This is a genomic window from Streptomyces sp. NPDC007983, assembly GCF_042958345.1.
In the GTDB taxonomy this organism is placed as follows: domain Bacteria; phylum Actinomycetota; class Actinomycetes; order Streptomycetales; family Streptomycetaceae; genus Streptomyces.
The window spans coordinates 211,316-237,747 of record NZ_JBIBJI010000009.1 but is presented as its reverse complement, the minus strand read 5'-3'; the positions used below and the strand labels follow the sequence as shown (position 1 = coordinate 237,747).

At 71.9% G+C, this 26,432-nt stretch carries 20 protein-coding genes and 1 pseudogene; 15 read left to right on the top strand and 6 right to left on the bottom strand.

Annotation, left to right across the window (positions count from 1 at the left end; genetic code table 11):
• Window positions 1-336 precede the first annotated feature (336 nt).
• From serA to ACFZCY_RS27680, 4 genes and pseudogenes are all read left to right on the top strand, one after another.
• A complete protein-coding gene (gene serA, locus ACFZCY_RS27695; protein WP_391178818.1) occupies window positions 337-1,938 on the top strand; it encodes a phosphoglycerate dehydrogenase in 1,602 nt (533 codons plus the stop codon).
• A gap of 192 nt (window positions 1,939-2,130) precedes the next feature.
• Window positions 2,131-2,823, top strand: coding sequence for a TetR family transcriptional regulator (locus ACFZCY_RS27690; protein WP_391178816.1), 693 nt, complete (start codon window positions 2,131-2,133; stop codon window positions 2,821-2,823).
• 43 nt (window positions 2,824-2,866) lie between these two features.
• A complete protein-coding gene (locus ACFZCY_RS27685; RefSeq protein ID WP_391178813.1) occupies window positions 2,867-4,387 on the top strand; it encodes a DHA2 family efflux MFS transporter permease subunit in 1,521 nt (506 codons plus the stop codon).
• Between the two features lie 109 nt (window positions 4,388-4,496).
• A pseudogene (locus ACFZCY_RS27680) lies at window positions 4,497-5,080 on the top strand (Uma2 family endonuclease).
• Here ACFZCY_RS27680 and ACFZCY_RS27675 read toward each other — a convergent pair.
• Window positions 5,058-6,500 (bottom strand): polysaccharide lyase family 1 protein, encoded by a 1,443-nt coding sequence (locus ACFZCY_RS27675; RefSeq protein ID WP_391178809.1) that lies wholly within the window; start codon window positions 6,498-6,500, stop codon window positions 5,058-5,060. The pseudogene ACFZCY_RS27680 and the gene ACFZCY_RS27675 overlap by 23 nt on opposite strands.
• A gap of 4 nt (window positions 6,501-6,504) precedes the next feature.
• The gene (locus ACFZCY_RS27670) at window positions 6,505-7,461 is read right to left on the bottom strand and encodes a glycoside hydrolase family 6 protein (protein WP_391178806.1); all 957 of its coding nucleotides are present in this window, start codon (window positions 7,459-7,461) and stop codon (window positions 6,505-6,507) included.
• A gap of 143 nt (window positions 7,462-7,604) precedes the next feature.
• Here ACFZCY_RS27670 and ACFZCY_RS27665 point away from each other — a divergent pair, with 143 nt between their 5' ends.
• Window positions 7,605-8,198 (top strand): TetR family transcriptional regulator, encoded by a 594-nt coding sequence (locus ACFZCY_RS27665; protein WP_391178803.1) that lies wholly within the window; start codon window positions 7,605-7,607, stop codon window positions 8,196-8,198.
• A gap of 18 nt (window positions 8,199-8,216) precedes the next feature.
• Here the strand turns inward: ACFZCY_RS27665 and ACFZCY_RS27660 are convergent, their stop codons facing one another.
• Complete coding sequence (locus ACFZCY_RS27660; RefSeq protein WP_391178800.1) at window positions 8,217-9,380, bottom strand: YbfB/YjiJ family MFS transporter; 1,164 nt, start codon at window positions 9,378-9,380, stop codon at window positions 8,217-8,219.
• A gap of 70 nt (window positions 9,381-9,450) precedes the next feature.
• Between ACFZCY_RS27660 and ACFZCY_RS27655 the strand changes: the two genes are divergently transcribed.
• A complete protein-coding gene (locus ACFZCY_RS27655; protein ID WP_391178798.1) occupies window positions 9,451-10,461 on the top strand; it encodes a helix-turn-helix domain-containing protein in 1,011 nt (336 codons plus the stop codon).
• Between the two features lie 47 nt (window positions 10,462-10,508).
• Here the strand turns inward: ACFZCY_RS27655 and ACFZCY_RS27650 are convergent, their stop codons facing one another.
• The gene (locus ACFZCY_RS27650) at window positions 10,509-11,801 is read right to left on the bottom strand and encodes a helix-turn-helix domain-containing protein (RefSeq protein WP_391178795.1); all 1,293 of its coding nucleotides are present in this window, start codon (window positions 11,799-11,801) and stop codon (window positions 10,509-10,511) included.
• A gap of 167 nt (window positions 11,802-11,968) precedes the next feature.
• On the opposite strand from ACFZCY_RS27650, the gene ACFZCY_RS27645 reads away from it, so the two are divergent.
• The 3 genes from ACFZCY_RS27645 to ACFZCY_RS27635 all read left to right on the top strand — a co-directional run bounded on the left by ACFZCY_RS27645 (window position 11,969) and on the right by ACFZCY_RS27635 (window position 15,154).
• Complete coding sequence (locus ACFZCY_RS27645; protein WP_391178792.1) at window positions 11,969-12,895, top strand: proline dehydrogenase family protein; 927 nt, start codon at window positions 11,969-11,971, stop codon at window positions 12,893-12,895.
• Window positions 12,896-12,952: 57 nt separating this feature from the next.
• A complete protein-coding gene (gene pruA, locus ACFZCY_RS27640) occupies window positions 12,953-14,584 on the top strand; it encodes an L-glutamate gamma-semialdehyde dehydrogenase (protein ID WP_391178789.1) in 1,632 nt (543 codons plus the stop codon).
• A 447-nt stretch (window positions 14,585-15,031) separates the two neighbouring features.
• Window positions 15,032-15,154 carry a hypothetical protein gene (locus ACFZCY_RS27635; RefSeq protein ID WP_391178786.1) on the top strand — a complete coding sequence of 41 codons (123 nt, stop codon included), beginning with the start codon at window positions 15,032-15,034 and terminating at the stop codon, window positions 15,152-15,154.
• Between the two features lie 7 nt (window positions 15,155-15,161).
• Here ACFZCY_RS27635 and ACFZCY_RS27630 read toward each other — a convergent pair whose 3' ends face one another.
• Window positions 15,162-16,745, bottom strand: coding sequence for a fibronectin type III domain-containing protein (locus ACFZCY_RS27630; protein WP_391178782.1), 1,584 nt, complete (start codon window positions 16,743-16,745; stop codon window positions 15,162-15,164).
• 129 nt (window positions 16,746-16,874) lie between these two features.
• Between ACFZCY_RS27630 and ACFZCY_RS27625 the strand changes: the two genes are divergently transcribed.
• The 3 genes from ACFZCY_RS27625 (at window position 16,875) to cimA (ending at window position 21,118) form a co-directional block, all read left to right on the top strand.
• Window positions 16,875-17,912 carry a 3-isopropylmalate dehydrogenase gene (locus ACFZCY_RS27625; RefSeq protein WP_391178779.1) on the top strand — a complete coding sequence of 346 codons (1,038 nt, stop codon included), beginning with the start codon at window positions 16,875-16,877 and terminating at the stop codon, window positions 17,910-17,912.
• 207 nt (window positions 17,913-18,119) lie between these two features.
• Window positions 18,120-19,205 (top strand): branched-chain amino acid aminotransferase, encoded by a 1,086-nt coding sequence (locus tag ACFZCY_RS27620; RefSeq protein WP_055547370.1) that lies wholly within the window; start codon window positions 18,120-18,122, stop codon window positions 19,203-19,205.
• Between the two features lie 314 nt (window positions 19,206-19,519).
• Window positions 19,520-21,118 (top strand): citramalate synthase, encoded by a 1,599-nt coding sequence (cimA, locus tag ACFZCY_RS27615; protein ID WP_391178775.1) that lies wholly within the window; start codon window positions 19,520-19,522, stop codon window positions 21,116-21,118.
• A 114-nt stretch (window positions 21,119-21,232) separates the two neighbouring features.
• Here cimA and ACFZCY_RS27610 read toward each other — a convergent pair whose 3' ends face one another.
• Window positions 21,233-21,781, bottom strand: a complete 549-nt coding sequence (locus ACFZCY_RS27610) for a YceI family protein (protein WP_391178772.1) — start codon at window positions 21,779-21,781, stop codon at window positions 21,233-21,235.
• A gap of 151 nt (window positions 21,782-21,932) precedes the next feature.
• Between ACFZCY_RS27610 and ACFZCY_RS27605 the strand changes: the two genes are divergently transcribed.
• From ACFZCY_RS27605 to ACFZCY_RS27595, 3 genes are all read left to right on the top strand, one after another.
• Window positions 21,933-24,323 (top strand): polysaccharide lyase family 8 super-sandwich domain-containing protein, encoded by a 2,391-nt coding sequence (locus tag ACFZCY_RS27605; RefSeq protein WP_391178769.1) that lies wholly within the window; start codon window positions 21,933-21,935, stop codon window positions 24,321-24,323.
• Window positions 24,324-24,547: 224 nt separating this feature from the next.
• Window positions 24,548-26,131, top strand: coding sequence for a carboxyl transferase domain-containing protein (locus ACFZCY_RS27600; RefSeq protein WP_391178767.1), 1,584 nt, complete (start codon window positions 24,548-24,550; stop codon window positions 26,129-26,131).
• Window positions 26,132-26,153: 22 nt separating this feature from the next.
• A complete protein-coding gene (locus ACFZCY_RS27595) occupies window positions 26,154-26,396 on the top strand; it encodes an acyl-CoA carboxylase subunit epsilon (protein ID WP_055547361.1) in 243 nt (80 codons plus the stop codon).
• The last annotated feature ends 36 nt before the right edge of the window (window positions 26,397-26,432 follow it).

The following is a 26,432-nucleotide window of genomic DNA, read 5'->3' as shown; positions in this document are numbered from 1 at the left end:
CCCTTTCCCCCCCCGCTGTCGTGGGGCCCCTCCCCCTGGGGGGGGCCCCCCCCGGGGGGGCCGCCCCCCGGGGGGGGGGGGGGGGGGGCCGGGGGGGGGGGGGGGGGGCCCGGGCCCCCCCCGCCACACCCGGTTCGCCGTTGTCCACCGCGCACCACCACGTGCGGGTGATCCTGCCGCTTGGGCGCATTACACAGGCCCGATCGCTACTACACTTTCCTGCAACAAACGCGTCAGGCTCACAGCGTCGTGCGTCTTCCACGCGGCTGGAACCCTTCACCGCCTGCGGCCGTCGGGACGGCCGTCCGCTGAGGACTAGTGAGGACTGAAGACCACGTGAGCACTGCTTCCCCCGGTAAACCTGTCGTACTCATCGCCGAAGAGCTGTCGCCCGCCACGGTCGACGCCCTGGGCCCGGATTTCGAGATCCGGAGCTGCAACGGCGCGGACCGAGACGAACTGCTTCCCGCCCTCGCCGACGTGGACGCGATCCTCGTCCGCAGCGCGACCAAGGTCGACGCGGAAGCCATCGCCGCGGCGAAGAAGCTGAAGGTGGTCGCCCGGGCGGGCGTCGGCCTGGACAATGTGGACGTCTCGGCCGCCACCAAGGCGGGCGTCATGGTCGTCAACGCGCCGACGTCCAACATCGTCACCGCCGCCGAGCTGGCCTGCGGCCTGCTGGTCGCCACCGCGCGCAACATTCCGCAGGCGAACGCCGCGCTGAAGAACGGCGAGTGGAAGCGCAGCAAGTACACCGGTGTGGAGCTGAGCGAGAAGACCCTCGGCGTCGTCGGCCTCGGCCGCATCGGCGTCCTGGTGGCCCAGCGCATGTCCGCCTTCGGGATGAAGGTCGTCGCGTACGACCCGTACGTGCAGCCCGCGCGCGCCGCGCAGATGGGTGTGAAGCTGCTCTCCCTCGACGAGCTGCTCGAGGTCTCGGACTTCATCACCGTCCACCTGCCCAAGACCCCCGAGACGGTCGGCCTGATCGGCGACGAGGCGCTGCGCAAGGTCAAGCCCGAGGTCCGCATCGTCAACGCCGCCCGCGGCGGGATCGTGGACGAGGCTGCGCTGGCCGCCGCCCTCAAGGAGGGCCGGGTCGCCGGGGCCGGTCTCGACGTGTTCTCCAAGGAGCCGTGCACCGACTCCCCGCTGTTCGAGTTCGACAACGTGGTCGCCACCCCGCACCTGGGCGCCTCCACCGGCGAGGCCCAGGAGAAGGCGGGCATCGCGGTCGCGCGCTCGGTGCGGCTGGCCCTCGCTGGCGAGCTGGTCCCGGACGCGGTGAACGTGCAGGGCGGCGTGATCGCCGAGGACGTACGCCCCGGGCTGCCGCTGGCCGAGAAGCTGGGCCGGATCTTCACCGCGCTCGCGGGCGAGGTCGCCGTCCGGCTGGATGTCGAGGTGTACGGCGAGATCACCCAGCACGACGTCAAGGTGCTGGAGCTGTCCGCGCTCAAGGGCGTCTTCGAGGACGTCGTCGACGAGACCGTGAGTTACGTGAACGCCCCGCTGTTCGCGCAGGAGCGCGGCGTCGAGGTGCGGCTGACCACCAGCTCGGAGTCCTCGGAGCACCGCAATGTGGTAATCGTGCGCGGCACCCTGGCCGACGGTACGGAGGTCTCGATCTCCGGCACGCTGGCGGGTCCGAAGCACCTGCAGAAGATCGTCGCGGTCGGGGAGTACGACGTCGACCTGGCGCTCGCCGACCACATGGCCTTCCTCCGCTACACCGACCGTCCCGGTGTCGTCGGCACGCTCGGCCGCATCCTGGGCGAGGCGGGCATCAACATCGCGGGCATGCAGGTCTCGCGTGCCGCCGTGGGCGGTGCCGCGCTGGTCGCGCTGACCGTGGACGACACGATTCCGCAGGGTGTGCTCACCGAGATCGCCGAGGAGATCGGCGCCACGTCGGCCCGTTCGGTCAACCTGGTCTGATCCGCGGCGTAGCACGTACGCGGCACAGGGCCCGGCCCCCGCTTCGAGCGGGGGCCGGGCCTTTTTGGTGCCCTGCCGCCGGACTTTTTTCATCGCTCGTTGAATAAAGTCCCGGGGAGCGCTACGCTCTCAGCTATGTGGAGAAAAATGCTCCACATAGCTTTCGTGTGTGCCCTCCGCAGGAGACCCGTCGTGTCCACTGATCCCGCCCGGCCCCGCATGCGCGCCGACGCACGCCGCAACCGTGAGGAGATCCTGCGCGCCGCCCGGGAGGTCTTCGCCGACCAGGGGCCGGACGCCCCGCTCGACGAGATCGCCCGGCGCGCCGGGGTCGGCATCGCCACCCTCTACCGGCGGTTTCCCACCCGTCCCGACCTCCTCCGCGGCGTGGCCGCCGAGGTCTTCACCGCGGTGGACGCGGCCGCGCGGCGGGCCGCCGGCGCGCAGAGCGACCCGGCCGACGCCCTGCGGCGCTTCATGCACGCCGCCCTCGACCTCAAGATCGGGTCCGTGGTGCCGGCCCTGCTGGGCCACATCACCGCCGGCGAACTCTTCGGCCGGGAGCGCGACGACGCCGCCGACCCCGTCGAGACCGTCGACCGCCTCCTCGCCCGCGCCCGCGCGGCCGGTGCGATCCGCCCCGATGTCGTCTTCGGCGACATCGTCCTGATGATCATCCGGCTGTCGCGGCCGCTGCCCGGCGGTGGCCGCATCCCGGACGACGACGCCCTCGCCCACCGCCAGCTCGATCTGTACGTGGACGGGCTGCGCCCCAGCGGCTCCCCCCGGCCCGCCACGCCCCTCGGCGGCCCGGCCGTGGACGCCGCCGCCTTCACCCGCATCCGGGAGCGAGTGATCGACGACGCCCGTGCCGACGTCGACTGATCACCGCTCACCGTCCGCACCGCACGACCAGAAAGGCACCCTCATGTCCGAGCCCTCAGCCATACCGCCCGAGGCCGCACCGCCTGCTGCCACACCGTCCGAGGCCAACCCCCGGCGCTGGCTCGCCCTGCTCTTCATCGGCCTCGCCCAGCTGATGATCGTTCTCGACATCACCATCGTGAACATCGCCCTGCCCTCCGCCCAGCGCGACCTGGGCATCTCCGCCGCTGACCGGCAGTGGGTCATCACCGCGTACACCCTGGCCTTCGGCAGTCTGCTGCTGTTCGGCGGCCGGATCGCCGACTACACCGGCCGCAAGCGGGCCTTCCTGATCGGCCTGATCGGCTTCGCCGGGGCCTCCGCGTTCGGCGGCGCCGCCCAGGGGCTCGGGATGCTGCTCGGGGCCCGGGCGCTGCAGGGCGCCTTCGCCGCGCTGCTCGCGCCCTCGGCGCTGTCGCTGCTGGCCGTGAACTTCACCGAGGCGCGCGAGCGCGCCAAGGCGTTCGGCATCTTCGGGGCGATCGCGGCGGGCGGCGGCGCGATCGGCCTGGTCGTCGGCGGGCTGCTGACCGAGTACCTGGACTGGCGCTGGTGCCTCTACGTCAACGTGCCGATCGCCGTCGTCGCGGCGTTCAGCTGGTCGGTCCTGCCCGCCGACCGGCCCGCCGGGGAGCGGGCGCGCTTCGACATCCCCGGGGTGCTGCTGGCCGTCGCCGGTCTGGTGTCACTGGTCTACGGATGCAGCGAGGCCGAGTCCGAGGGCTGGGGCTCCCGGCTGGTGACCGGGCTGCTCATCCTGGGCGTGGTGCTGCTCACCGCCTTCGTCCTGGTGGAGCGGCGCGCCGCCCGGCCGCTGCTGCCGATCCGGGTGGTCGCGGACCGTACCCGGGGCAGCGCCTATCTGGCGGTCGGCCTGTCGGTGGTCGGCATGTTCGCGATGTTCCTCTTCCTCACCTACTACATGCAGATCGTCAAGGGGTACTCGGCGCTGGTCACCGGCGTGGCCTTCCTGCCGATGACCGCGGCCGTGCTGGCCGCCGCGGGCGGCGTCGCCGCCCGCCTCATCCCCAGGGTGCCGCCCCGGGCGCTGGTGGTGCCCGGTCTGCTGTTCGCGGCCACCGGGGTGGCGCTGCTGGTCCCGCTGGAGACGGGAAGCTCGTACGTGGCGGGCGTGCTGCCCTCCGAACTCCTCGTCGGCTTCGGCATGGGCCTGGTCATGGCCCCCTCGATGAACTACGCGACCCACGGCGTGCGGCCGCAGGACGCGGGCATCGCCTCCGCCACGGTGAACACGGCCCAGCAGATCGGCGGTTCGATCGGCACGGCGATGCTCAACACCATCGCCACCAGCGCGACCGCCGACTACCTGCGCGACCACGCCCGCCGCATGACACCGGCCACCGCCAAGGACGGGCTGGTCGAGGGCTTCTCCCACGCGTTCGTCTGGTCGTCGGTGATCCTCACGGGCGCGGCGCTGGTGGTGGGCGTCCTGATGAACACGCCACGCCCGTCCGGCGACAAGGCCGCCCACGGCGCCGCGCCGGCCCCCGTGCACCTGGGCTGACGCCGGTCGTCAACGCCGGGGCCTCCCGTCACTCGTGTGAGGGGTGGTCCCGGCGTTCTCGCCCGCTGGGCCGGGGCGCGTGGCCAGAATCCCGTCCATGGGAGGAACCATGACTGCTCAACCGCTTCCGGCCTGGGCCTTTCCGCCCCCGGGCGGTTTCACCGCGGACGACCTTGACCGTATTCCGGCTCTGCCCCGGCACACTGAGCTGATCGACGGCAGCCTCGTCTTCGTCGGCCCGCAGACGTGTTTTCATTCGCTGGCCATCTCTCTGGTGGAGAGCGGTCTCAGGGCTTCAGTACCTGAGTCGCTGCGTGTGTGCCGCCAGATGACGATCACTCTCAACAGCGGCAACCGTCCCGAGCCAGACGTCTCCGTGGTGCGGGCCGAGGCCGTGACTGCTGACGCCCGGGAGACGGGCTTCGTGCCGCTGATGCCGTCCTCGCGGTGGAAGTGGTATCGCCAGAATCAGAAGCCCGCGATCGCGAGCGCAAGCCGCAGCTCTATGCCAAGGCGGGAATCCGACACTTCTGGCTGGTTGAGAAGAGCAAGGGCCGCCGTCCGACGGTCTACGTTTACGAGCTGGACCCGGCGACCGGCGCATACGTCCCGTCCGGCATTCACCACGACCGGCTGAAGCTCACCGTCCCCTTCGACATCGACATCGACCTCACAGAGATCGACCGATTGTGAGGGTCGGCCCCGCCTCGCGCAGGACCGTCCGGATGACCGCCTCCGCGGAGCGCTGCGGGCGGTAGCGGTAGACGTCGGACGGGGTCCAGCCGGTGTCCGTCGTGAAGGTGCGCAGTGCCCACTCCGGGGGCTCGGTGCCCGAGGAGTCGGCCTCCGCTCGGGCCCGGGCGGCCTCGGCCTCGAACTTCGCCCGGGCGATGCGGTTCAGGTCGACGCGGCGGCCGTTGTACGTGGCGCCGGTGGCCGAGAACTGGTTGCCGTGGAAGGTGGCCACCGTGATGTCGGGGGATGCACCGGGGCCCGTGTGGGTGAAGACGTCGTACTCGGAGACGATCTTCGATTCGAGCCCGGCGCCCAGGAAGTACGAGCTGCCGCCCAGCGCCTGACCGCGCATCGGGTAGTCGGGGTCGTCGGTGGAACCGCGGAAGTAGTTGTTGTACGTGTGCACCTGGCCGAACCGGACGCGGGGGCTGCGCTGCGCGGTGTCGGAGAACAGGTTGTGGTGGAAGGTGATCCGCAGATGGCCGCGGTCGCGGTCGCCCTTGCCGTCGCCGGAGCCGATCAGCAGGGTCTTCTCGTGGTCGCTGAAGCGGCTGGAGGAGACGGTCACGAAGTCCGTGCCGTCCTCCATGTCCAGCAGCCCGTCGTGGTGTTCGACGCGCTTGCCGTGGAAGCCGACTGCGGCCCGGCTGGTGGGGAAGCGGCCGTCGGAGAAGGCGCAGTGGTCGATCCAGATGTTGCGGCCGGTGACGACGGACAGCGCGTCGAAGCGCGCGTTCCACGCGCCGCTCGCGCCGTCGCCCGGGTCCCAGCTGGGGAAGTGGTCGGTGGGGGCCTCGAAGCGGAGGTTGCGGATGACGATGTTCCGGCCGGTGTTGACGGTCAGATAGACGCCGAGCAGGGCCGCGTCCCTGCCGCTGCCCAGGATCGTGGTGTTGCTGGGCACGGTGAGCTGGATCTGCTGCTTCTGGGCGTTCGAGCCGGTGACGCGGAGGGTGCGCATCCGCTTGCACCACGCGTAGCGGTCGTCGCTCCACGCCGTACCGTCGGGGCCGAAGCAGTCCATGTAGCGCCGCAGGTCCCAGCCGGGGGCGTAGTCCTGGGCGCCCAGGAGGCGGCCGTCGTCGGTCTCGTTGCCGTTGAGGTGGCCGCGCACGCGGATGACCTTGGGCGCGGTCGGATCGCCGTGGTTGGCGAGGGCGTCCCGCAGCTCGGCGCGGGTGCGGACCACATGGACGCTGTCGGGGGCGGCGCCCGCGCCTCCGGTGGTGCCGGTGCCCGCCGTGGCCCAGCCGGTGGGCCGGGCCGATGGCGCGGATGGCGCGGACGGCGCCTTGGAAGGTGCCGCGGCGGCCCCGCCCGGTGCGGCCAGTACGGCGCACAGGAGCGCGGCCGCCGCGGCGTACGCGGACCGGCGCATCCGGTCAGCCCGCCATCTCGTACGCGTAGTCCGGCGAGAACGAGCCCGCCGCCCCCGCGCAGCCGTCCAGTTCGCCCGGCGGCTTGATCCACAGGTAGGCGTCGATCGCCGGATCGCCGGTGCCCGCCGTCGGGTTCTCGCCGACCTTGCGGCCGCGCGGGTCGCACCAGGCGTCGCCGGGCGCGGGGCCGTTGCCGTTGCGGCTGGTGTCGATGACCGCGGTGAGGCCCGAGGAGCCGCCGAGCTGGGCCAGCACGGCCTTGGCGAAGGCCGCCTCGTCGGCGGTGCGGCGGTAGTTGGAGACATTGCTGTAGATGCCGTCGCCGCTGCTCAGCACGCCCGCCGAGCGCAGCCGGGAGGCCTGGACGGCGGGGCTGTTCCAGGCGGAGTGACCGGCGTCGAAGTACACCCGGGCCTTGGGCGCGGCGGCGTGGATGGCGGCGGAGGCGCGGGCGAGCGAGGCGTAGCGGCCGCTCAGCTCGGCGGGGGACAGACAGCTGATGAGCGCGATCGAGTCCGGTTCGAGGATGACGACCGAGGGCCCGCTGCCCAGCCCGGCGGCGAAGCCGCGCATCCAGGCGTCGTAGCTCGCCAGATCGGGGGCCCCGCCCGCCGAGGCGCCGCCGCAGTCGCGGTTGGGGAGCTGGTACGCGACCAGCACCGGCACCTGGCCCTTGGCGGAGGCGGCCGAGGTGATCTTACGGACGTCCTCGGTGACGGTGCCCGGGGTGTACCGCGAGAACCACACGCCCTGGGGCTGGGACGCGATCCGCGAGGCGATACGGGCCCGGCGGGAGTCGTTCGTGTTGGCGGCGACCCACTTGTTGACGAGCGAGTCGGGATGGTTGAAGAAGGCGGTGGCGGAGGGCAGTTCGCCCGCGGCGGCGCGGGGTGCCTGGCCCGCGCCGACGAGGAAGGCGGTGGCGAGCGCGGCGGCCGCTAACGCTCTGATGACGCGCATGCTGCATCAGTCCTCTCGCGGACCGGGGGACGGGAGACGGGACTGCTTCCTGGTTGCCGCCGAGCGCCGGAAGGTTGCCGTCCGCGATGTTCCGGCATACGGGCGTCTTAGACGCTTGTACGGGCCCGGGATAGGCTGACGTCATGGGACATCGAGAGGATCTGCTGGCCGGGGCGAAGCGCTGTCTGCTGGAAAAGGGCTGGTCACGCACGACCGCGCGGGACATCGTGGCCGCCTCGGGCGCCAATCTCGCGTCCATCGGCTACCACTACGGCTCGAAGGACGCCCTGATGCGGGAGGCGCTGTTCGCGGCCATGAGCGACTGGTCCGACGAGGTCCAGGCGTCCCTCGCCCAGGACACCACGACCGGCGGTGAGCTGACGGACCGTTTCGAATCGGGCTGGTCCCGCGCCCTCGAACTGTTCGGCAAGCACCAGGCGATGTGGCGGGCCCAGCTGGAGGCCGTCATGCAGGCCGAGCACGACCCCGCGCTGCGGGAGGCCTTCGACCGCGCCCAGCCGGGGGCACGCCACGGGCTGGTGGGGCTCTTCCACGGCATCGAAGGACGCGAGGTCGACGAGGAGACCTCCCGGGTGCTGGGCTCGTTCTACCTGACCCTGGTGAGCGGGATGGCCGTCCAGCAGGCCATCAACCCCGGCCATACGCCCGACGCCCGGGACCTGATCGAGGCGATGCGCCGCATCCTGAGCGACCGCCTCCCCGGGCCCTCCGCCTGAGGGGCGTCGGGGTCCGGCTCAGCCGCGAGACGGTGGCCGGAACGCCAGGCTGAGGGCGGTGATCGCCGCGGTGGCCGACAAGGCGGCGGGCAGCCCGTAGCGTCCGGCGACGGTGCCGAGCGCCGCGGGGCCCGTGACCGCGCCGAGGCCGAGGACCAACAGGACCGCGCTGAACCCCACGGTGGGGCGGTCGGGGGAGACCTGATGACTCCACACGGCGAGCAGACCGGAGATCGCCATGAAGCTCGCCCCGTAGAGCACCGCGGAGAGCCCGGCGGCCACGAGCGTCCCCGCCCCCAGGCCCAGCAGGGCGATCGCGGCCGCGAACATGCCGACCAGCACGGTGTGGGCGCGCCGGAGACCCCACCGGGCGAGGACATGACCGGTCATCACGCCGGCGGTGCCGGCCAGCCCGATGAGCGTCCAGAAGAGCGGCGCCGTGGCCGAGCCGGATCCGGCCGCATCCGTGACCGCCGCCACGGCGAACAGCCAGTACACCGCCCCCGCCAGGCCGTAGACGAAGGCCGTGAGATGGAGCGGCAGCGCCGCGCGGCGCCACCGTCGGCCCGGCCGCCCCTCCAGGGTCTCGCGGCGCGCAGGGCCGGCCCCCGCAGGCAGGACGCGGGCGTTGTAGACCGTGACGACGAGACCGGTCACGGCGAACAGCAGCCAGGCCGTGCGCCACGCGCCGCCCTGGGTGAGCAGGGCCAGCGGCCCGGCCACGGCCACGGCGAACGCCGTTCCCGCCGGAAGCCGGGCGAGCACCCGCTCGCGCGGCCCTTGCGGCAGCAGGAGGTCGGCCGCGTCGGAGTACGGGGCCCACGCGAAACCGGAACTGGCGCCCGCGAGCACCAGTCCGGCGATCAGCAGCCCCGGGCCGGTGGCGAAGGCGACCACCGCCATCCCGGCGGTAGCGGTCGCCCCGGCGGCCACTACCAGGGCCCGCGGCCCTACTCTGCCGGCGAGCAGCCCCACCGTCACCAGCGCGCCGAGGTAGCCGGCGTAGGTGCCGCTGGAGATCGCGCCGAGTTGCGTCACCGACAGGTCGAACTCGGCGCGCAGCTCGGGCAGGAAGAGGCCGGAGCCGTAGCGGGCGAAGCCGAAGGCGACCCCGATGGTGGGGATGCCGGCCAGGCCCAGTCGCCGTGCGAGGGACGGTTCCGGAGAGGTCGTGGAGGTCATGCGCCGATCCTCGCCAGCCGTCGACCGGTGCGGAAGTGGCGCTCACGACACCCTTCGCTAAGATATCGCCATGCCCCGGTCCGCGACATCCGCGCGTCCCCGTCAGACCGTCTCCGTCCTCGCGTACGACGGGATGTCGGCTTTCGAAACCGGCATCGTCACCGAGGTGTTCGGCCTGACGTGGCCGGACGTCGAAGCGGACGGGTACGAGCTGACGATCTGCGCCGAGCACCCCGGGCCGATCCCGATGAAGGGCGGCGCCACCCTGCGGACGCCCCATGGCCTGGAGGCGTTCGCCGCTGCCGACACCGTGATCGTCCCCAGCGTCAGCGAGGTGGCCGCCGACACCTCCCCGGGCGTGATCGCGGCGCTGCGCTCCGCCCACCGCCGCGGCGCGCGTGTCGTCTCCATCTGCTCCGGGGCGTTCGCCCTGGCGGCGGCCGGTCTGCTCGACGGCCGTCGGGCCACCACGCACTGGGTCTACGCCGAGCGGCTGGGGAAGATGTTCCCCCGGGTCCTGGTGGACCCGGGCCCGCTCTACGTGGCGGACGGCACCGTGTTCACCAGCGCGGGCTGCGCGGCCGGACTGGACCTGTGCCTGCACCTGGTCCGCCTGGACTTCGGCGCGGCGACCGCCAACGCCGTGGCCCGCCGGCTGGTCGTTCCGGCGCACCGGGACGGCGGACAGGCGCAGTACATCGAGACCCCGGTCTCCACCGACCCCGGCGACGACCGCATCGCCCGCAGCATGCGGTGGGCGCTGGAACATCTCGCCGAGCGCATCGACGTCGATGCCCTGGCGGCACGCGCCCACATGTCCCCTCGCAGCTATCTGCGGCACTTCTCCCGCACCACCGGGACCAGCCCCATCCGATGGCTCATCGCCCAACGCGTCCAGGCGAGCCTGCCCCTGCTGGAGACCACGGACACGACCGTCGAGGCGATCGCCGCGGCCGTCGGGTTCGAGAGCGCCGTGACCTACCGCCACCACTTCGGCCGGGCCATGCGCACCTCGCCGTCCGCCTACCGCAGGGCGTTCGAGCAGCAACAGGGCGCGGCGAGGGCGCCCGCGGCGCGGTAGCGCGTGTCGAGGGCCGGTGCGGGGCGCAGGGTACGGCGGCGCCTGCGCTACCGCAGGCGGGCGGCCTTGAGGGCCATGTGGAGGAGCAGGCGGTCGTCGCCCGCGTCGAGGTCCAGGCCGGTGAGCTGGCGTACCCGGGAGAGGCGGTAGTAGAGCGTCTGCCGGTGGATCCCGAGGATCTGGGCGGTACGGCTCGCCTGGCCCGCGCAGTCCAGGAACGTTTCGGCGGTGCGGGCCAGTTCCGCGTGCGCGCGCTCCAGGAGGGGGCGTACGGCGGCGTCGGGGGTGGTCACAGGGAGCGTGGCCAGCAGCCGGTACGGGCCGATGGCCGTCCACTCCGCGATCGGATCGAGCCGGGCGTCGGCCCGCGCGGCCCGGGCGGCGGCCAGCGCCTCGCCCCAGGCGGCGGGCAGCTCGTCCAGCCCGCGCCGCGCCTCGCTGAGCCCGGCGCCGCTCTCCCGGCCGCCACCGCACGGGAGGTCGGCGCCGTGCGGCTCGGCGGCCCGGGCCACCGGCGCGGCGCCGGGCGCGTGAAGGGGATGGGCGGGCGGCGTGCTGTCGGGGGACGCGGCGCGGGGGGAGCGGAGGAGCTGTTCGGCGGTGGCCCGGGCGGGGCCCAGGGAGGTGGGGGCGCGCAGCCGGACGAGGGCGGCCAGCGCCGTCTCGTCGGGGATCACACAGGCCGCGGCGATGCCCGGCAGGTGGGGCAGGCCCGGGTGGTCCTCGTCCTCGCCCGTGCCCGGAACCCACGGCAGGACCGCCACCAGCGCCATCGGCCCGTCGGCCGCGCCGCGCAGCGCGGTGTGCAGGCCCGAGCAGGCCGCGTCGCGGGTGGCGGGCGGCCCGGTGAGCAGTTCGCGCAGCAGCTCGCCCAGTTCCTCCCCGGCCCGCGCCTCGGCCGCCAGCAGGGCGCCGATCCGGGCCGTGGTCTCCATCGCCCGGACCAGCCGCGGGTCAGGGGGCGGCCCGGTGGGGCCGCCCAGTTCCAGGTCGGAGAGATGGCCGTCGTCCAGCAGCCAGACATAGCCGTGGACGACGCCGCGGTGCCGCACCGGCAGGCAGATGCGCCCCATGAAGACCCCGGCCCCCGGGTCCGGCGGGATCCGCAGCGGGGCCTGCGCCCGGGCGATCCCGAACGCCTCGAACCAGGCCCGCACCGCCGCCGTCGAGCGGCGCTGCAGGATGGAGCGGGTACGGACCGGGTCCAGCGCCGGTTCCTCGGCGTCGTCGCTGTCCTGCGCCCCGAAGGCGATCAGCGCGAAGTCGCGGTTCTCCAGGGTCGCGGGCGCGCCGAGCGTCGCGGTGATCTCGTCCACCAGCTGCTGATAGTCCTCGCGCATGGCGCTCCGGCCTCCTTCCCCGACTGCGGCCTCAGCCTCTCATACAGGTGTCTGAGATCCCGGACACGGATGCGTGACAGCTGTCGATGGTCCCGATTCCGCGCGATCCTTAGGTTTCACGGTGAGTTGTTGGAGCCGTTCACCGGCCGTCATCGTGGAGGTGCCCTGTGCTGGGACCCGTGCTGCTCGCCGCTTCGCGCAGCGCCGCCATCCGCCGGATCGTGTCCGGCGCGCCGGTCACCCGCCCCATGGTGGACCGGTTCGTCGCCGGTGAGCGGCTGGCCGAATCCATGGCCGCGGTGCGGGGGCTCACCTCCCACGGCCTGGAGGTCACCCTCGACCACCTGGGCGAGGACGTTACCGACCGGTCCGAGGCGCTGCGCAGCCGGGACGCCTATCTGGCGCTGACCGAGGCGCTCGCCGGGGAGGGGCTCGGGGCTCGCGCGGAGATGTCGGTGAAGCTCTCCGCCTTCGGCCAGGCGCTCCCCGGCGGCCACGACGTCGCCCTCGCCAATGTGACCCCGGTCGTCGAGGCCGCCGCGGCGGCCGGGACGACGGTCACCCTCGACATGGAGGACCACACCACCGTGGACTCCACCCTCGCGATCCTCGGCGAGCTGCGCGCCCGGTTCCCGCAGACCGGGGCGGTCGTCCAGTCGTACCTCTTCCGTACCGAGGACGACTGCCGCGCGCTCGCCGGGGAAGGCTCGCGGGTGCGGCTGGTGAAGGGCGCGTACAACGAGCCCGCCTCGGTCGCCTACCAGGACAAGCGCGAGGTGGACCGGGCCTTCGTGCGCTGTCTGAAGATCCTGATGTCCGGCGACGGCTACCCCATGGTCGGCTCGCACGACCCGCGCATGGTCGCCATCGCGCAGGACCTCGGGCACCGCCTCGGCCGCAAAAAGGACGAGTACGAGTTCCAGATGCTGTACGGCATCCGTCCGGCCGAGCAGGAGCGGCTGGTCGCGGAAGGTCACCGTATGCGGGTTTACGTCCCGTATGGAACAGACTGGTATGGGTACTTCATGCGGCGGCTCGCCGAGCGCCCCGCGAACCTCGCGTTCTTCCTGCGCTCGCTCGTCGGCCGCGGCTGACAGCCCTCGGCTCACGACCACCACGACGACCCCACGAAGAAGGAGACAACGGCCACCATGGACGCTGTGACCCAGGTCCCCGTGCCGGTGAACGAGCCGGTGCACACCTATGCCCCCGGCAGCGCCGAGCGCACCCGCCTCGAGGCCAAGCTCAAGGAGCTGGCCGACAACCCGATCGACCTGCCGATGACCATCGGCGGCGAGAAGCGGATGGGCGCCGGCAAGCGCTTCGACGTCGTACAGCCGCACAACCACGCGGCCCGCCTCGGCACCTACGGGAACGCCACCAAGGACGACGCCCAGGACGCCATCGACGCGGCGCTGGCCGCCGCCCCGGCGTGGCGTGCGCTCAGCTTCGACGACCGCGCCGCGATCATCCTCAAGGCGGCCGACCTGCTGTCCGGCCCGTGGCGCGAGACCATGGCCGCGTCCACCATGCTGGGCCAGTCGAAGACCGCGCAGCAGGCCGAGATCGACACGCCCTGCGAGCTGATCGACTTCTGGCGCTTCAACGTCCACTTCGCCCGCCAGATCCTGGCCGAGCAGCCGCCCGCCAACTCCCCGGGCGTGTGGAACCGCAGCGACCACCGGCCGCTGGAGGGCTTCGTCTACGCGATCACGCCCTTCAACTTCACGGCCATCGCGGGCAACCTCCCCACCGCCCCCGCCCTCATGGGCAACGTCGTGGTCTGGAAGCCCTCCCCGACCCAGACCCACGCCGCCGTGCTGCTGATGCGGCTGCTGGAGGAGGCCGGGCTGCCCAAGGGCGTGATCAACCTGGTCACGGGCGACGGCAAGGACGTCTCCGAGGTGGCGCTGCACCACCCGGACCTCGCGGGCATCCACTTCACCGGCTCGACCCCCACCTTCCAGTACCTGTGGAAGACGGTCGGCAACAACATCGAGAACTACAAGACCTACCCGCGGCTGGTCGGCGAGACCGGCGGCAAGGACTTCATCGTCGCCCACCCCTCCGCCGACCCGGCGGTGCTGAAGACGGCGGTGACCCGCGGCGCCTTCGAGTTCCAGGGCCAGAAGTGTTCCGCCGCCTCGCGCGCCTACATCCCGCGCTCGCTGTGGGAGAACGGCTTCAAGGAGGAGCTGGCCGACGAGGTCAACGGCCTGGCCATGGGGCCCGTCACCGACCTCGGCAACTTCATGGGCGCGGTCATCGACGAGCGCTCGTTCGCCAAGAACAAGGCGGCGATCGACCGGGCGAAGTCCGACCCGACGATCGAGGTCGTCGCGGGCGGCACGTACGACGACAGCGAGGGCTGGTTCGTCCGCCCGACCGTTCTCGTCTCCACCGACCCGGAGAACGAGATCTTCAAGGACGAGTACTTCGGCCCGATCATCGGTGTGTTCGTATACGAGGACGCCGAGTACGACGCGATGCTGGAGCAGATGGAGTCGGCGGCGGCGTACGGCCTGACCGGCTGCGTCATCGCCCAGGACCGCGCCGCGGCCGCCGCGACCTGCGAGGCGCTGCGCTTCGCGGCGGGCAACTTCTACATCAACGACAAGCCCACCGGTGCCGTGGTCGGCCAGCAGCCCTTCGGCGGCGGCCGCGCGTCCGGCACCAACGACAAGGCGGGCGCGAAGCAGAACCTGATGCGCTGGACCTCCACCCGCTCCATCAAGGAGACGATGGTCCCGCCGACGGACTACCGCTACCCGCACATGGGCTGACCCGCCCGGCGCCCCGCGCCGCCCTTGAGCCCCGCCCTCGACCTGGCTGCGAGCCGGTCGGGGGCGGCGTGCGTCGAGAGGGGGTGAAACGGCATAAACCTGTGGACGCCCGAGGGGCGCCAATGCTAGCGTCTTGCATTCAAGTCAGCGTTATTTACCGCAGTTTACGTCGATAACCAGCCATGGTCGAGGTCGGACGGGGGTCGGCCTCGGCCATGACTCGTCTCAGATAGTAGGACGTCCGACTAATTGTGCAGACACTGACGCTCCGCTGCCTTATTTTTGTGGAAGCCGAACGTCCCGCTCCATCGAGCGACGGCGGACGTGGCCCGGTGCATCCGCGCAGGTGATCCCTGCCGCACCCAGGCCCCCGCCCCTTTACGGCAGCCACCTTCTCGGGGATTCCTCCCGGCCGCGTGCCGGGGTTCAGCAGAGGAGACGTGAACCATGGCCGAGCAGACTGTTCGCAGGGTCCGCCGCAAGAACGACGACACCGACCGGCGGAACGCCGCCGCCGCGCTCCAGCGCGCGCTCGACCGCCGCGACAACGGCGGCGCCACCGGTCACTGAGGGACGGTCACCGAGAAGCGGGGCGGGTGACCTCGAAGTGGTCCACCCGCTCCCCGGACTCCGCCAGTGCCGAGACCTTCAGGCGCGGGTCCGTGCCCGGCTCCACCTCCACCGCGAGGAACGAGAAGCCGGTGTAGCGGACCCGTGACCACTCCACGGTGTCCTTGTCCTTCTCCCCGTCCTTCGTCCAGTGGTAGCTCTTCACCTCGTCGAGGTCCTTGACGTGCCCCTCGTAGCTGTCGGGCACCGGGAACTCGTACAGGTCCGCCCCGGCGCCGCCCGCCGTGACGTACACGATCCCGTCGCGCACGGCGTCCGCGCTCCCGCCGACCGGCACCTTGCGGGCCACCTTGCCGCCGCGGATGGCGTCGGTGCGCTCGTAGACGTGGTTGTGGCCGTTGATGACCAGATCCACCTGGTGCTTCTCGAACAGCGGCACCCAGTGGTCGCGCACCCCGCCGTCCGAGGCGTGCGAACTGGTCGTCGAGTACGCGCAGTGGTGGAAGAAGACCACCAGGAAGTCGATGTCGTCCCGCTCGCGCAGCTGCCCGAGCCGCCGGTCCAGCCAGCGGGTCTGCTCGCCGCCCGTGTAGCCCTTGTTGGCGGGGATCTCGTAGCTGACGTCATTGGCGTCCAGCGCGACGACGCCCACGCCCGCGTAGGCGAACGAGTAGACGCCGGGCGCCTTGCGGGGGTCGGGCCCGTTGTCCGGGAGCGACCAGCGGGCCAGCTGTCCGCCGTAGCCGTCGGGGGAGTACCAGGCCTCCATGTCGTGGTTCCCGGTCGTCACCATCCACGGCACGCTCGCCGCGACCGAGTCGGTCTGGGCGAGGAAGGAGTCCCAGACCCGGGCGTCGTACAGGTCGGACTTCTTGCCGTGGCCGGTGGTGTCCGCGTAGCAGATATCCCCGGCGTGCAGATGGAACGACGGGTTCTGGCCCAGGATCAACCGGTCGTTGGCGAGCGCGTCGTAGCTCACCCCCTGGTCGCCGAAGGCGGTGAAGACGAACTTCTCCCGCCGGTCGGGGGCGGTGCGGAAGGTGCCCAGCGAGGTGAAGTGGCGCGGGTCGGCGGGGTCGTAGCCCTCGTGGCCGACGCCGTAGTAGTAGGTGACGTCGGGGCTCAGCCCGTCCACCGCGGCGTGCAGGTAGTACTGGTCGACCGCGGGCAGCTTGTCGCCGAGCGACGGGGTGTGCAGATGGCGGACCTCGGCCTCGACCTTCCGGGTCAGCTCCGTCGGACGGGGCCCGATCCGCAGATACGGCCGCTTCACCGCGAACGGCACCTGCCAGGAGACCCGCATCTGCGTCGTCGGGTCGGCACCGAGGGCCAGATGGCGGCCGAAGGGCGCCACCAGCGCGCCGTCCACCTTCGCCGCCGCGGGCCGGGCGTCCGCCGCGGGCGACGGCTTGGACCCGGTGGCCCCGGCGCAGCCCGCGCCGCCCAGCGCCACCGCGGCCGCCCCGGCCGTCGCGGCGCCCCCGCGCAGCACCCGTCGGCGGGGGAAGGCGTCGCGCAGGTACTCATGCTGCTCCGCCATGGTCATCCGGCTCGCTAGCGGCTCCGGAATGCCGAACCGTGGTGTATGCATGTGCCGGAATCTCCCCCGGACGGGCGACATCGGTCCGTACTGCGGGTGAACGCGGCCTGTCCGGTGGACGATCTGTCCGTATGGCGGACGAGCGATGTCATGTGATGGGACGAGGGGTAGGGTCCGGGTATGTCTCGCAGCATTCGCCTCGCAGTGATCCCCGGTGACGGTATCGGCCAGGAAGTCGTGGCCCAGGGCCTCAAGGTGCTCGGCGCCGCCCTTCCCCAGGACGTGAAGCTGGAGACCAAGAGTTACGACCTCGGCGCCAAGCGCTGGCACGCCACCGGCGAGACCCTGACCGACGCCGAGCTGGAGTCGCTGAAGGAGCACGACGCGATCCTGCTCGGCGCGATCGGCGACCCGTCGGTCCCGTCCGGGGTGCTGGAGCGCGGGTTGCTGCTCAAGCTGCGCTTCGCCTTCGACCACTACGTCAACCTGCGTCCGTCGAAGCTCTTCCCGAACACGGCCACCCCGCTGGCCGGGCGCCCGGACATCGACTTCGTCGTCGTCCGGGAGGGCACCGAGGGTCCGTACGTGGGCAACGGCGGCTCGCTGCGGACCGGTACCCCGGCCGAGGTCGCCACCGAGGTCAGCCTCAACACCGCGTACGGCGTCGAGCGCGTCGTCCGGGACGCGTACGAGCGCGCCAACAGCCGCCCGCGCAAGAAGCTGACCCTCGTGCACAAGAACAACGTCCTGGTGCACGCCGGCCACCTGTGGAAGAACATCTTCGACAAGGTCGGCGCCGAATACCCCGACGTCACCACGGACTACCTGCACGTCGACGCCGCGACGATCTTCTTCGTCACCCAGCCCGAGCGGTTCGACGTGATCGTGACGGACAACCTCTTCGGTGACATCCTCACCGACCTCGCCGCCGCCGTCACCGGCGGCATCGGGCTCGCCGCGAGCGGCAACATCAACCCCTCCGGCGCCTTCCCGTCGATGTTCGAGCCGGTCCACGGCTCCGCGCCGGACATCGCGGGCACCGGCAAGGCCGACCCGACCGCGACCATCCTGTCGGTGGCCCTGCTCCTCCAGCACCTCGGCTACGCGGACGAGGCGGCCCGTATCGAGGCCGCCGTCGCCGAGGACCTCGCCGAGCGGGACGCGGCGCGCACCACCGACGAGATCGGCGACGCGCTCGCCGCCCGAGTATCCGGCTGACCCCAGCCTGTGCCGGCGCGCGGCTGGGTGCGACCATCGACCTCGGGCCGCGCACTTCGCACGCATCCTTAAGCTCCGGCCCCACGTCAGCGATAATCGCTCGTGGGGCCGCCGTGTGCAGCGGGAAGCTTGGACGTCCTAGTACCGATCACGGGCAAGGATGGTGTGAGCGCGGTCCGCCACAACGGAAGTGAAGGACTACCACTCATGACGACGCCCTCGATCGAGCTCAAGCCCTCCTCGCACCCGCTCTCCGACGCGGAGCGGGAGGAGATCCTGGCCAACCCCGGATTCGGCCGCCACTTCACCGACCACATGGTGACCATCAAGTGGACGGAGGGCCGCGGCTGGCACGAGGCCCAGCTCGTGCCCTATGCCCCGCTTTCGCTCGACCCGGCGAACATGACGCTGCACTACGCACAGACCATCTTCGAAGGACTCAAGGCGTACCGCCAGCCCGACGGGACCGTGGCCACCTTCCGCCCCGACCAGAACGCCGAGCGCTTCCAGGCCTCCGCCCGCCGCATGGCGATGCCCGAGCTGCCGGTCGACCTGTTCCTCGCGGCCTGCGACGCCCTGGTCACCCAGGACCGGGCGTGGGTGCCGGGCAGCGGTGAGGAATCCCTGTACCTGCGGCCGTTCATGTTCGCGACCGAGGTGGGCCTGGGGGTCCGTCCCGCCAACGAATACATGTTCGTCCTGATCGCCTCCCCGGCCGGCGCCTACTTCTCCCGTGGCGTCCAGCCGGTCTCCGTGTGGCTGTCCGAGGAGTACGTGCGGGCGGCGCCCGGCGGCACCGGCACCGCCAAGGCGGGCGGCAACTACGCCGCCTCGCTGGTGGCCCAGGCGCAGGCCGCCGAGCAGGGCTGCGATCAGGTGGTCTGGCTGGACGCCATCGAGCGCCGCTGGATCGAGGAGATGGGCGGCATGAACCTGTACTTCGTGTACGGGAACCGCATCGTCACCCCGGAGCTGTCCGGGGCGCTGCTGCCCGGCATCACCCGCGCCTCGCTGCTGCGGATCGCCGCCGACCTCGGCTACGAGGTCGCCGAGGGCCGGATCTCGGTCGACGACTGGCGCGAGGCGACCGCGGACGGCAGCCTCACCGAGGTCTTCGCCTGCGGCACCGCGGCCGTGATCACCCCGGTCGGCTCGGTCAAGTCCGCCCGCGCGAGCTGGACGGTGGCCGACGGGCAGCCCGGCGAGGTCACGATGAAGCTGCGCAAGGCCCTGCTGGACATCCAGACCGGCGCCGCCCCCGACCCCCACGGCTGGCTCCACCGCATCGGCTGAGCCCTTAAAAAAAGGGGGCCGCTCGCATCTTGAGACGGACGGGAGCGCGGGGGCGGAATGTGCTTGACTGCCTCTGTGCTCTCGTTCGCCATGATTATTGGCAGCAGGCGCGCCGGTCCGCAGTGATCGCCCCGTACGACCCGGTACGGCGCGGCCACCGTGCCCCAGACCCGCGCGCAGACCTCTCGCACCCGCGAGGGGTCTTTTCGTTTTCCGGACCATCCCACCGGAGGCGGAGCGTGCGGGATCATTGGAGGGCGCGGAACCGGTTATTCCGGTAGCCCGAGATCCACCCTGACAGGAGCCAGACCACCATGAAGGATCGGCCCGACGACAGCTTTCACGTCTTCGACACCACGCTGCGCGACGGCGCGCAGCGCGAGGGCATCAACCTGACGGTCGCCGACAAGCTCACCATCGCCCGTCACCTCGACGACTTCGGCGTGGGCTTCATCGAGGGCGGCTGGCCCGGCGCGAACCCGCGGGACACGGAGTTCTTCGCCCGCGCCCAAGCGGAGATCGACTTCAAGCACGCCCAGCTCGTCGCGTTCGGCGCGACCCGCAAGGCGGGCGTCCGCGCCGAGGACGACGCGCAGGTCAAGGCGCTGCTGGACTCGGGTGCCCCGGTGATCACCCTGGTGGCCAAGTCCCACGACCGCCATGTGGAGCTGGCCCTGCGCACCACGCTGGAGGAGAACCTGGCGATGGTCCGCGACACCGTCGCCTACCTGCGGTCCCAGGGCCGCCGGGTGTTCCTCGACTGCGAGCACTTCTTCGACGGCTACCGCGCCAACGCCGACTACGCCAAGCGGGTCGTCTCCGCCGCCCACGAGGCGGGCGCCGACGTGGTGATCCTCTGCGACACCAACGGCGGCATGCTCCCCGGCCAGGTCGACGCCGTGGTCCGCACCGTCCTCGCCGACACCGGCGCGCGCCTGGGTATCCACGCCCAGGACGACACCGGCTGCGCCGTCGCCAACTCCCTGGCCGCGGTCGACGCGGGCGCCACCCACGTGCAGTGCACCGCCAACGGCTACGGCGAGCGGGTCGGCAACGCCAACCTCTTCCCCGTCGTCGCCGCCCTGGAGCTGAAGTACGACCGCCGGGTGCTGCCGCCCGGCGCGATGGCGGAGATGACCCGGATCTCGCACGCGATCGCCGAGGTCGTCAACCTGACGCCGTCCACTCACCAGCCCTATGTGGGTGTCTCCGCCTTCGCCCACAAGGCCGGACTGCACGCCTCCGCGATCAAGGTCGACCCGGATCTGTATCAGCACATCGACCCCGAGCGGGTCGGCAACACGATGCGCATGCTGGTCTCCGACATGGCGGGCCGCGCCTCGATCGAGCTGAAGGGCAAGGAGCTGGGCATCGACCTCGGCGGCGACCGGGCGCTGGTGGGGCGGGTGGTCGAGCGGGTCAAGGAGCGCGAGCTGGCGGGCTACACGTACGAGGCCGCCGACGCCTCGTTCGAGCTGCTGCTGCGCGCGGAGGCCGAGGGCCGGACCCGCCGCTACTTCCGGGTCGAGTCCTGGCGCGCGATCGTCGAGACCCGCCCGGACGGCACCCACGCCAACGAGGCGACCGTGAAGCTGTGGGCCAAGGGCGAGCGCATCGTCGCCACGGCGGAGGGCAACGGTCCGGTCAACGCGCTGGACAAGGCGCTGCGGGTGGGCCTGGAGCGGATCTACCCGCAGCTCGCCAAGATGGAGCTGGTGGACTACAAGGTCCGCATCCTGGAGGGCAAGCACGGTACGGAGTCCACGACCCGGGTGCTCGTCTCGACCACGGACGGACAGGGGGAGTGGTCCACGGTCGGCGTCGCCGAGAACGTGATCGACGCCTCCTGGCAGGCGCTGGACGACGCGTACGCGTACGGGCTGCTGCGGGCGGGCGTCGAGCCGCAGGAGTAGCCGCCGGTACGGGAGGGCGGCGCGGGACGGTCCGCGGCCCGGCAGAGCCTTCAAGGGGTGTGGCTCCGCCGGGGCCGCGGAGTGTGCGGGGCCGGACCCTGCACGGGGCCGGGGTCAGGTGTTCTTGATCGCGGAGATGTCGAAGGTCAGTTTGACCTTGTCGCTGACCATCACTCCGCCGGTTTCCAGCGCGGCGTTCCAGCTCAGGCCCCAGTCGGAGCGCAGGATCTCGGCGCGGCCCTCGAAGCCGACGCGCTGGTTGCCGTACGGGTCGACGGCCGAGCCGCCCAGTTCCAGGTCGATGGCGACGGGGCGGGTGACGCCCTTGATGGTCAGGTCGCCGGTGATGCGGTAATTGTCGTCGTCGACCTGTTCCGCGGAGGTGCTGCGGAAGGTCATCGTCGGGAAGGTGTCGGCATCGAAGAAGTCGGCGCTGCGCAGATGGGCGTCGCGGTCCGGCTTGCCGGTGTCGACGCTGGCGATCTTGACGTCGATCGAGGCGGTCGAGCGGGACGGGTCGGCACCGTCCAGATGAAGGGTCCCCTCATGTTCGGGGAAGGACCCGCGGACATTGGTGACCATGGCATGCCGCACCGTGAAGCCGATGCTGCTGTGCGCGGGATCGACGGTGTAGTCCCCGGTCAATGCGGTGAGATCCCCCATGGCTCCTCCTTCACGCGTTCGTACATCGGATTTGTTCAATCTTGAACAAGGTCGAGAATAGGTCGCTTCGGTTCAAACCTCAATATCCGTGGCGTATGGAAGACGGAGAACTCGGGCATCATCCCCACCGCCGCCCACCGCAGGAGGTCCCATGCCGTCGCGCCCGATCGGCCCCTGGTCCCGGCGGGGCTTCCTGGCCGTGGCCGCCACCGGAGCGTTATGCCCCGGCCTCGCCCTGCCCGCCCAGGCGGCCGGTGCCGCCGGGCCGGACTTCGCCGCCCTGCGCCGCCGCTGGACCGACCTCGCGCTCGGCACCGGCTACGATCCCGCCGCCGAGCCGTACGCCACCCGCCTGGCCGAGACCGGCCGCCTGGCCACCCGGTTCCGCGCCGCCATGGCGCCCGCCGCCGCCTCGCTCTGGCCCGACCAGCCCTTCGACCCGCCCGCCGGGATCACCCAGAGCTACGCCCGGCTGAACACCATGGCCCAGGCGTACGCCCAGCCCGGCACCGGCCTCACCGGCGACCCCGGTCTCGCCGACGACATCGCCCGCGGCATCGACCACCTCGACGCCACCGTCTACCACCCCGCCACCACCCGCTACGGCAACTGGTGGGAGTGGCAGATCGGCAGCCCCCGGCTGCTCCTGGACACCCTCGCGATCCTGTACGACCGGCTCGGCGACGAGCGGCGGGAGCGCGCTCTGGCCGCCGTCGACCACTTCGTCCCCGACACCATGCTCGGCGACTACACCGGCACCAGCACCGGCGCCAACCGCGTCGACCTGTGCCGCGTCGTGGCCCTGCGCGGCATCCTCGGCGCGGCGCCCGCCAAGGTCGCGCTCGCCCGGGACGCGCTCTCGCCCGTCTTCCCGTATGTGACGAAGGGCGACGGGCTCTACGCCGACGGATCGTTCATCCAGCACACCTGGGTCGCCTACTCCGGCACCTATGGCTACGTCCTGCTCGACGGCCTCGGCCGGCTCTTCGCCCTGCTGGCCGGGTCGGAGTGGGAGGTCACCGACCCGAACCGGCGGATCATCCTCGACAGCGTGGAGCACGCGTACGCCCCGCTGCTGCACGACGGGCTGATGATGGACAGCGTCTCCGGCCGGGCCGTCAGCCGCGGCGTCCAGGTGAACGATCCACGCGGTATCACACAGAGCGACCACCAGCGCGGCCATCTGCTCCTCGCCGCCATCGCCCTGCTCGGCGCGGGCGCGGACGACGCCGCGCGGAAGCGCTGGAACGGCATGGTCAGGGGCTGGATCGAACGCGACACCAGCAACCCCGTGCTGACCGACCCGCAGTTCGGCGTCGCCGACCTGGCGCGGCTCGCGGCCGTGGCGAAGGAGCCCGGCCGGGCGCTGCCCGAACCCGTGGGCCACCGGCTGTTCCCGGCCATGGACCGGGCCGTCCACCGGCGCCCCGGCTGGACCGCCGCCCTGGCCATGGCCTCGGACCGGATCGCGTACTACGAGAACGGCAACGGCGAGCACCCGCGCGGCTGGCACACCGGCGCCGGAATGCTCTCCTGGTGGGCCGGGGGCGACACCGCGAACCAGTACACGGACGGCTTCTGGCCCACCGTCGACCCCTACCGGCTGCCCGGAACCACCGCCTCCGCCCGGCCGCTGGCCGACAACGAGGGCGGCGGCTGGGGCGAGCCCAAACCCGCCGCGCGCTGGGTCGGCGGCACCACCGACGGCGAGTTCGCCGCCATCGGCCAGGACCTGCGCGGCCTCGGCTCCACCCTGCGCGCCAAGAAGTCCTGGTTCTGCGTGGCCGACGCGGTCGTCTGCCTCGGCGCGGACATCACCGCCCGCGACGGCGCACCCGTCGTCACCGTTGTCGACAACCGTGCCCTCGGCGCCGACGGCACCCCCACCCTCACCGTCGACGGGCTCCCCCGGCCCGCCGCACCGGAGCGGACCCGCATCCATCCCCGGGCGCGCTGGGCGCATCTGGCCGGGCACGGCGGCTATGCCTTCCCCGGCGGCGCCGCACTCCGCACTCGCCGCGAGGCCCGCACCGGCTCCTGGCGGGACATCAACACCGGCGGCTCCCCGGAGCCGATCACCCGCCGCTACCTCACCCTCTGGTACGACCACGGCACCGACCCCGACGGCGCGGACTACGCCTACCTCCTGATGCCGGGCGCGGGCCCGGCCGCACTCGCCGCCCGCGCCGCCGACCGCCGCTGGCTGACCGTGCTCGCCAACTCCGGAGCCCGGCAGGCCATCGCCATCCCCTCGCTCGGCGTCACGGCGGCGAACTTCTGGACCCCGGGCACGGCCGGTCCGCTCACCGTGAGCGCCCCGGCGAGCGTGCTGCTGCGCCGTACCGGCCGGCACACCGCGCACCTCGCCGTCGCCGAGCCACCCCGGACCGGCGAGCCGTTCGACGTCCTGTGGGCGCATCCGGTGCGCGCCGTGCGGGCCCATGACGCCGGCGTCGAGGTGCTGGCCACCGGTGGCGCGCTGCGGCTGCGCGTCGCCCCCGGCACGGCCTGCGCCACCCACCGCTGCGAGATCGCCCTCTAGACCCGATGGGCCCGGCGGGTGCCGACCATCCGGGTGGTCGGACCTCATCGGTTACGGTGCGTCGCCCAAAGATTGTGGGGTGCCGACAGCGCTTCTCACCCTTGGGGGTCACGGGTAAGGGGAAATCCGCTGTCCAGTTCTGTTCCGCCTGCCCACGAAAACGGGCCCGACGTTGTATGGAATCGACATGCGTATCCGAGGGCCCGGGAACGTACCGTCGTTCCATGACCAATCTCGAAGGTGCGCCCGAAGAGGCGAGTGACGTCCGCGGGCGCGTCGCCGAGCTGCACGCGATCCGCGAGCAGGCTCGGCGCGGCCCGAGCGAGCGGGCGACCGAGGCCCAGAAGGCCAAGGGCAAGCTGACGGCTCGCGAGCGGATCGATCTCCTGCTGGACGAGGGGTCCTTCAACGAGGTGGAGCCGCTGCGGCGGCACCGCGCGACCGGATTCGGGCTCGAGGCCAAGAAGCCCTACACCGACGGGGTCGTCACCGGCTGGGGGACCGTCCACGGACGGACGGTGTTCGTTTACGCACACGACTTCCGGATCTTCGGCGGGGCGCTGGGCGAGGCCCACGCCACCAAGATCCACAAAATCATGGACATGGCCATCTCGGCCGGGGCGCCGCTGGTGTCCCTCAACGACGGCGCGGGGGCCCGCATCCAGGAGGGCGTCTCGGCGCTCGCGGGCTACGGCGGCATCTTCCAGCGCAACACCAAGGCGTCCGGCGTCATCCCGCAGATCAGCGTGATGCTCGGCCCGTGCGCCGGTGGCGCCGCCTACTCGCCGGCGCTCACGGACTTCGTGTTCATGGTCCGCGAGACGTCCCAGATGTTCATCACCGGGCCCGATGTGGTCCAGGCGGTGACCGGGGAGAAGGTCAGCCAGAACGGTCTGGGCGGCGCGGACGTGCACGCCGAGACCTCGGGCGTGTGCCACTTCGCGTACGACGACGAGGAGACCTGCCTGGAGGAGGTGCGCTACCTCCTCTCGCTGCTGCCGCAGAACAACCGGGAGAACCCGCCGGCCGTCGAGTCCGACGACCCGGCCGCCCGGCGCGGCGAGGCGCTGCTCGACCTCGTCCCGGCCGACGGCAACCGCCCGTACGACATGCGCAAGGTCATCGAGGAGATCGTCGACGACGGCGAGTACCTGGAGGTCCACGAGCGCTGGGCGACCAACATCATCTGCGCGCTGACCCGGCTCGACGGCCAGGTGGTGGGCATCATCGCCAACCAGCCGCAGTCGCTGGCCGGGGTGCTGGACATCGAGGCGTCGGAGAAGTCCGCGCGCTTCATCCAGATGTGCGACGCGTTCAACATCCCGCTGATCACCTTCCTCGACGTGCCCGGCTTCCTGCCCGGCGTCGACCAGGAGCACGGCGGGATCATCCGGCACGGGGCCAAGATGCTGTACGCGTACTGCAACGCGACCGTGCCGCGGATCTCGGTCATCCTGCGCAAGGCGTACGGCGGCGCGTACATCGTCATGGACTCCCAGTCCATCGGCGCCGACCTGACCTACGCCTGGCCGACCAACGAGATCGCGGTGATGGGCGCCGAGGGCGCCGCCAACGTGATCTTCCGCCGTCAGATCGCCGACGCGGACGACCCCGAGGCCATGCGCGCGCGCATGGTCAAGGAGTACAAGTCCGAGCTGATGCACCCCTACTACGCGGCCGAGCGGGGCCTGGTGGACGACGTCATCGACCCGTCCGAAACCCGTGAGGTCCTCATCCGGTCCCTGGCGATGCTGCGCGACAAGCACGCCGACCTGCCGTCCCGCAAGCACGGCAACCCGCCGCAGTAACGCCACGAGGGAGACGAACACCGTGAGCACGCCCACCGACATCGCCGGCCCCGCCTCGGCGGCCGCCACCCTGGTCCGGGTCGAGAAGGGCCACGCCGACGCCGAGGAGCTGGCCGCCGTCACCGCGGTGCTGCTCGCCCGCGCCGCCGCCACCGCCGGTCACTCCCGTGACGGCGCCGAGGCCCGCCCGCGCCGCAGCGCCGCGCGCTGGCGCCGCCTGGAGCGCCGCCCTGCGTTCAGCGCGCCGCACAGCTGGCAGGGCTGACGCGCCTCGCCCGACGCACGCGAAATCCCCCGCACT

Excerpts from the sequence above, each read along its gene's own strand:
- ACFZCY_RS27685 (WP_391178813.1), top strand. The coding sequence starts at position 2,867 with ATGTCCGAGCCCTCAGCCATACCGCCCGAGGCCGCACCGCCTGCTGCC.
- ACFZCY_RS27675 (WP_391178809.1), bottom strand. The coding sequence starts at position 6,500 with ATGCGCCGGTCCGCGTACGCCGCGGCGGCCGCGCTCCTGTGCGCCGTA.
- ACFZCY_RS27670 (WP_391178806.1), bottom strand. The coding sequence starts at position 7,461 with ATGCGCGTCATCAGAGCGTTAGCGGCCGCCGCGCTCGCCACCGCCTTC.
- ACFZCY_RS27665 (WP_391178803.1), top strand. The coding sequence starts at position 7,605 with ATGGGACATCGAGAGGATCTGCTGGCCGGGGCGAAGCGCTGTCTGCTG.
- ACFZCY_RS27660 (WP_391178800.1), bottom strand. The coding sequence starts at position 9,380 with ATGACCTCCACGACCTCTCCGGAACCGTCCCTCGCACGGCGACTGGGC.
- ACFZCY_RS27655 (WP_391178798.1), top strand. The coding sequence starts at position 9,451 with ATGCCCCGGTCCGCGACATCCGCGCGTCCCCGTCAGACCGTCTCCGTC.
- ACFZCY_RS27650 (WP_391178795.1), bottom strand. The coding sequence starts at position 11,801 with ATGCGCGAGGACTATCAGCAGCTGGTGGACGAGATCACCGCGACGCTC.
- pruA (WP_391178789.1), top strand. The coding sequence starts at position 12,953 with ATGGACGCTGTGACCCAGGTCCCCGTGCCGGTGAACGAGCCGGTGCAC.
- ACFZCY_RS27635 (WP_391178786.1), top strand. The coding sequence starts at position 15,032 with ATGGCCGAGCAGACTGTTCGCAGGGTCCGCCGCAAGAACGACGACACC.
- ACFZCY_RS27630 (WP_391178782.1), bottom strand. The coding sequence starts at position 16,745 with ATGCATACACCACGGTTCGGCATTCCGGAGCCGCTAGCGAGCCGGATG.
- ACFZCY_RS27625 (WP_391178779.1), top strand. The coding sequence starts at position 16,875 with ATGTCTCGCAGCATTCGCCTCGCAGTGATCCCCGGTGACGGTATCGGC.
- ACFZCY_RS27620 (WP_055547370.1), top strand. The coding sequence starts at position 18,120 with ATGACGACGCCCTCGATCGAGCTCAAGCCCTCCTCGCACCCGCTCTCC.
- cimA (WP_391178775.1), top strand. The coding sequence starts at position 19,520 with ATGAAGGATCGGCCCGACGACAGCTTTCACGTCTTCGACACCACGCTG.
- ACFZCY_RS27610 (WP_391178772.1), bottom strand. The coding sequence starts at position 21,781 with ATGGGGGATCTCACCGCATTGACCGGGGACTACACCGTCGATCCCGCG.
- ACFZCY_RS27605 (WP_391178769.1), top strand. The coding sequence starts at position 21,933 with ATGCCGTCGCGCCCGATCGGCCCCTGGTCCCGGCGGGGCTTCCTGGCC.
- ACFZCY_RS27600 (WP_391178767.1), top strand. The coding sequence starts at position 24,548 with ATGACCAATCTCGAAGGTGCGCCCGAAGAGGCGAGTGACGTCCGCGGG.